Raw genomic sequence first — 1,638 nt, forward strand, 5'->3', positions numbered from 1 at the left:
GTACGGGGTGGGCGGCGCATCGATGATGATGGGCGGGTCAATGTCGTCGAGCATCAGAACGACGGGACCCTATGCGGGGCCTTCGAATCGATCTGCATTTAGGCCAACCTTTCAAGCAGGATCCTATTCTGGAAGCGTCGATGATCCTAAATTCATTGGGCCAAGAACGCCTGAAGGATGGGCTCCAGCCTTAGAGAATTGGAGTAGTCTTACGCTTTCGCAGCGCCATCTATTGGGGAAATTGACTATTCCGAAAGCCACAGGAAATTCTTTGTTTATAGGTGATAGGTCTGACGCATTCGTAGATGTCACTGAGATTCAGCGAGGTCTTGCATGACACATCGCTGCACCCTATATCTGGGCCAGATGTAATTAACGTTTCTTCGCAGGAATATAAAATACTGGCTCAAGCGCAAAAACAAGGAAGTGATCGTGCGTTAATGACTTTGGAAAATCTTGCCGCTAAAAATATTCTTACTCCAGAACAGGTGACGCGCACTCAGAGTCTTATCGATGTTGTCAAGCAGAGGAGGTAATCATGGTTTCAGTTCAAAGTATTCAATTCTTTTTGAAAAAAGAATGCCCTGAAACTAAGATTTTGAAAGAATTAAATTCTACGCTCGGATTTTCTGTTGAATCTCTGGATGTTAAGATTGAGAACGCAATTGGTTTTTTGCAGGTCGATATGCATTCGATGGGATTTCGCCAAAGTTTCCTTCTGTCATGGCCTGAATCGGTAGCTCCCGTTATAAGCCCTCAGAAGGCAATGCGAGGGTTGGCCATTGCGGTCCAGATGGAGGTGCTACTCGAGCCACAAACCGTCGACCAACCTTGGCAGTTGACCCGCGCCACCGGAGAACAGCAGGACGTCGATGTGATGGAACTCTCGGATGGAGTAGACGTGAAGGCTTTGCGAACCTAGTGATCGGGACGTGTGCACTGCAAGGACTTGTGAATGCGTTCGGCAATGTGCCGGGCGAGAGCCTTGCGAGTCAGTCGCAGCCGCAAGGAACCGGCGCTGTCTTCAACTGGGACGACGCAGACGTGGACGTGGGAGCGCACGCGGCTGCGGCGCAAGTCCTGCAAAAGTCGGCGCCGCCCCTGACGGATGCGCAGAGGCGGGCGTTCCAGGCAGGCGCAGGCCCTCTGTCGATTGAGGCTGCGCAGAGGTGGGATGCACTCGGAGACGATGCTGTCGGTCCGGCGGCCAATGGTCGCCAGCTTCCTGCGTCGAAGGAAAAGATTGCGGCCAGCGCGGCACTGCGAGCGCGCATGGTCAAGACAACCACGGACTTCTTGAATGGCTCCGGACAGTTCGCGCCAACCACCGCAGACAACCAGTCGCTGTGGAGCGCTGCGAAAGAAACGGCCAGGGTGCCGTGGAACCTGTTGTTGGATGCATCCGAAGTCAGCGAGATGGCCTTTTCGGCGAGTGGCTTGGCGCGCAAAGCCTATCGAGCCTTCGGCCTGGACATCCCGAGGCCTTCCGACTTGAGGGCAACGTATGACACGCCTGCGTTCGGCTTGACGATGGAGGTGCTGGCGCCCTTCGTTCCTGCGGGTCAGTTGATGCGCGCTCCGCGCACCCTGGGAGGCGCTGCGTTCGCCGGAGGAGGCGCTGCAGCTGCTGCAGTGCGT

Annotated in this window: 2 protein-coding genes; both read left to right on the top strand. The window is 55.0% G+C overall.

The features are described 5' to 3' along the window. Positions 1–538: 538 nt before the first annotated feature. Positions 539–922, top strand: a complete 384-nt coding sequence (locus ACSFA3_RS22735; protein WP_435474414.1) for a hypothetical protein — start codon at positions 539–541, stop codon at positions 920–922. A 350-nt stretch (positions 923–1,272) separates the two neighbouring features. Further along, a partial coding sequence (locus ACSFA3_RS22740) for a hypothetical protein (protein ID WP_435507732.1) occupies positions 1,273–1,638 on the top strand: 366 nt, incomplete at its 3' end.

Origin of the sequence: Variovorax glucosi (assembly GCF_051216695.1) — a bacterium.
Taxonomy (GTDB): domain Bacteria; phylum Pseudomonadota; class Gammaproteobacteria; order Burkholderiales; family Burkholderiaceae_C; genus Variovorax.

What these genes read in the sequence shown, in the direction of transcription:
- ACSFA3_RS22735 (WP_435474414.1), top strand. Translation starts at nt 539, where the DNA reads ATGGTTTCAGTTCAAAGTATTCAATTCTTTTTGAAAAAAGAATGCCCT.